Origin of the sequence: Nonomuraea cypriaca, assembly GCF_015645445.1 — a bacterium.
Lineage (GTDB): Bacteria > Actinomycetota > Actinomycetes > Streptosporangiales > Streptosporangiaceae > Nonomuraea > Nonomuraea cypriaca.
The window spans coordinates 1-3,526 of record NZ_JADOGI010000437.1 but is presented as its reverse complement, the minus strand read 5'-3'; the positions used below and the strand labels follow the sequence as shown (position 1 = coordinate 3,526).

General features: G+C 67.2%; 2 protein-coding genes. Both read left to right on the top strand.

The features are described 5' to 3' along the window. Positions 1–118: 118 nt before the first annotated feature. Positions 119–1,171 (top strand): tyrosine-type recombinase/integrase, encoded by a 1,053-nt coding sequence (locus tag ITP53_RS54440; protein WP_207757734.1) that lies wholly within the window; start codon positions 119–121, stop codon positions 1,169–1,171. Further along, complete coding sequence (locus ITP53_RS54435) at positions 1,168–3,513, top strand: tyrosine-type recombinase/integrase (RefSeq protein WP_195903326.1); 2,346 nt, start codon at positions 1,168–1,170, stop codon at positions 3,511–3,513. Before ITP53_RS54440 ends, ITP53_RS54435 begins: the two co-directional genes overlap by 4 nt. Positions 3,514–3,526: the final 13 nt, after the last annotated feature.

The window sequence follows — 3,526 nt, the reverse complement described above, 5'->3', positions numbered from 1 at the left end:
TATCAGGGCAAGTTGTATCTATCAGTTACGTGGAATCAACTCCCCGTGCGTGTCCCTTCCAATGAGCTGATCTTGATTCGGTAGCCTCGCTGTCAGTCGAGGGGCGGGGGTCCTGGACGTGGCGGTGGTGCTGGAGGACAAGTGGCCAGTTCTTACCCGGCATGAGCGGGCGTTGGAGTGGCTGAGGATCTGGGCCGACCTGGGACGAGCGCCCCGGACGATCGACGCCTATGGGCGTGGACTGGCGGAATACCTCGAGGTCTGCGAGCGCGACGGCATCGAACCGATAGCGGCCACCCGTGTTCAGGTGGGACGGTTCGTGCGGGAATTGACCAGTCGTCCAAGCCGTCGGGGCACGAACGTGCTGGTGCTCGATTCGGGGTCGGGCCTGTCGAACGCGACGCTGCAGCAGCGGTTGGTGCCGGTGCGGTTGTTCTACGACTTCCTGGTCGAGGAAGGGCTGCGCGAGTCCAACCCGGTCGGCCGGGGTTCATATGCGCCTGGCAGGAGAGCCGGTGGCGGACGCGGTGAGGGCCGGCCGCTGGTGGCTCGGATGGTCAAGCTGCCGTGGATCCCCAGCGAGGCCGAGTGGCGGCAGATCCTCGAGGCGTTTCGCGAGGAGATGATCCGTAACCGGGTGATGCTCGCGCTGGCCTATGACGCGGCGTTGCGCCGGGAAGAGCTGTGTTCGCTGCGGACCGATGATCTCGACCCGGCGCACCGGATGCTGCGGGTCCGAGCGGAGACGACCAAGACCCGCAGAGAGCGGGCGGTGCCGTACTCGGCGGCGACCGGTGAACTGCTGGCGGAGTATCTGCGGCATCGGGTGGGCCTGTCGCGGGCGCGTGGCCCGTTGTTCCTGTCGGAGTCACGCCGCAACCGGGCCGAACCGTTGACCTTGTGGAGCTGGTCGAAGGTGGTGCGCAGGATCGCGCTGGCTGCCGCGGTGCCGCGGTTTTCCACGCATACGACACGGCATCTGTGCTTGACCGATCTGGCCCGGATGGGCTGGGAGTTGCATGCGATCGCCACGTTCGCCGGGCATGCTTCCACCGATTCCACGCTGCGCTATATCCATCTGTCTGGCCGGGATCTGTCGGACAAGCTCAACGCCTCGATGACGCATCTCCACGCCTGGCGGGTGGCCGCGTTGACCGGTCGATCCGGATGAGCGCCATCGAGCGGCACGCCGTGGCGGCCTCGACTGCTAATGCTGGGGCCACCGGGCCGACGGGCGCGATCCCTTGGCGGAGCGGCGGGGAACGACGCACGCGGCTGCTACCCGAGGAAGCCGACGCCTTGGCGGGGCTGTCCCCGCGGGCGCTGCGTCGCCACCGCGCCACCGGTGTTCCGCGTCGCACTGCACCGTTGTGGCGGGCGCTGTCGCAGCTGGTCGAGCCGCTGGATGAGACCGCAAAAGGGTTGCATCACGACGATGACGACCTTGCTCGCCGGGCTGGCCGGACCGCGGTGGCGGCCATCCTGGCTAAGTGCGCGGAGCTCGAGCGCCCGTGGTGGGCTTGGACGGCGTGGGACTGGGCCAGGCTCGCTGGGCCCAGTCGCGAGGCGTTTCTGGCGGCGCAGCCGCTGCCGACCGAGCAGTCGGCCCGGCCGTTCCTGATCGCGTTGAGTTACCTGCTGGCCGGCTTCACCGACTTCCAGCATCTGGGCAACTTCAACCGACTCCACCTGGCGCAGCTGGTCTTCGGACCCGGCTCGGTCACCGAGGCGATCGACGAGACCGGCACGGTGCTGGAACGCTGGGGCTACCGCAGCATGGTCGGCTCCGATGGCCGCTACCGGCTCGTCGGTGTCCTGGCCCAGGCGTTGCTGCTCAACCGCAGTCCCCGTCTTGCCGACCTCACTACCGAGGCGTTCGCCGCCCTGCACGCGCATCCGGCCAGCACCGGCCGCTACCAACGCGACCTGCACGCGCTGCAGAAGATCGTCGCCGAGCTGGGGCATTGTGACTGTCCGGCCCGTCCCGGCTTCAACCACGCGCCCGGCCTCGCCGGTGTCCCTGCCGCCTGGGCGGAGCTGCTACGGCGCTGGCATGACACCTCCACGCTCACCCCGAACGTCCGCAACAACATCCGCGTCAACATGGCCAAAGCCGGCCGGTGGGCCGCCGCCGAACACCCCGAGGCCACCGATCCGCGCCAGTGGACCAGGACGATCTGCGCCGCCTGGATCGCGGCGGTCGACCGGATGATGATCGGTGACTGGGTCCAGCGACGCGATCATCTCAGCGAGCGCCTCGGAGAGCCGATCTCCCCGCGGACCAAGGCCCACCTCCTGATGGGCACCCGCATGTTCTTCCGGGACTTGCAGGAATGGGAGTGGATCCCGCGCCGATTCGACCCCGCCCGCGCGCTGGCTACCCCGCGCACCATCAGCGCTGTGATCAGCACCGATCCCCGTGTCATCGCCGACGATGTGTGGGCCAAGCTGTTGTGGGCCGGGCTCAACCTCGAACCCGCCGACTTTCCCGGCACCTACTACCCCCTGGAACTGATCCGGGCACTTACCCTGACCTGGCTGTTCTCCGGTTTGCGCAGCGACGAACTGTCCCGGCTGCGGGTCGGCTGCGTCCGCTGGCAGCACAACGGGACCCCGATCTCCGGCGACGCCACCGACATCCTCGCCGACGACGCGGTCTGCCTGCTGGACGTTCCGGTGCACAAGACGGGCACCGCCTTCACCAAACCGGTCGATCCGCTCGTCGGCCAGGCCATCGAGGCCTGGCAAGCGGTCCGCCCCATCCAGCCAAAACGCCTGGACCGCAAGACCAGTGAGCACGTGGACCTGCTGTTTTCGATCCGAGCCCATCCAGTCGCCAAGAGCTACATCAACCAAACCGTCATCCCGGCCCTCTGCGCCAAGGCGGGCGTCCCGACCGCCGATGTCCGCGGGAACATCACCAGCCACCGGGCACGCTCGACGATCGCCAGTCAGCTCTACAACGCCAAGGAGCCGATGACCCTGTTCGAGCTGCAAGCCTGGCTCGGGCACCGCTCACCCAACACCACCCAGCACTATGCCAAGATCACCCCGAACACGCTGACCAAGGCATACACCGAGGCCGGATACTTCGCCCGCAACGTCCGCACCATCGAGGTGCTCCTCGACCGCGAGGCCATCACCTCCGGAGCCGCCGCCGACGGACAGTCGTGGCAGTACTACGACCTCGGACACGGGCTGTGCTCCTACACCTTCTTCGAACAGTGCCCACACCGCATGGCCTGCGCCAAATGCGACTTCTACCTCCCCAAGGACTCCACCAAGGCGCAACTCCTGGAGGCCAAGGACAACCTGCAACGCATGCTCGCCACCGTCCCCCTTACCGAGGAGGAACAAGCCGCCATCGAGGACGGCCAGTCAGCACTGGACACCCTGCTCGACCGCCTCGCCGACATTCCAACACCGGCCGGAGCCACACCACGCCAGCTCAGCTCACCCACGGACGGGAGAATGCTGCCGATCGTCGAAGTCCGGCAGCACAAACAATCATAAAATCGGACATTTA

What these genes read in the sequence shown, in the direction of transcription:
- ITP53_RS54435 (WP_195903326.1), top strand. Translation starts at nt 1,168, where the DNA reads ATGAGCGCCATCGAGCGGCACGCCGTGGCGGCCTCGACTGCTAATGCT.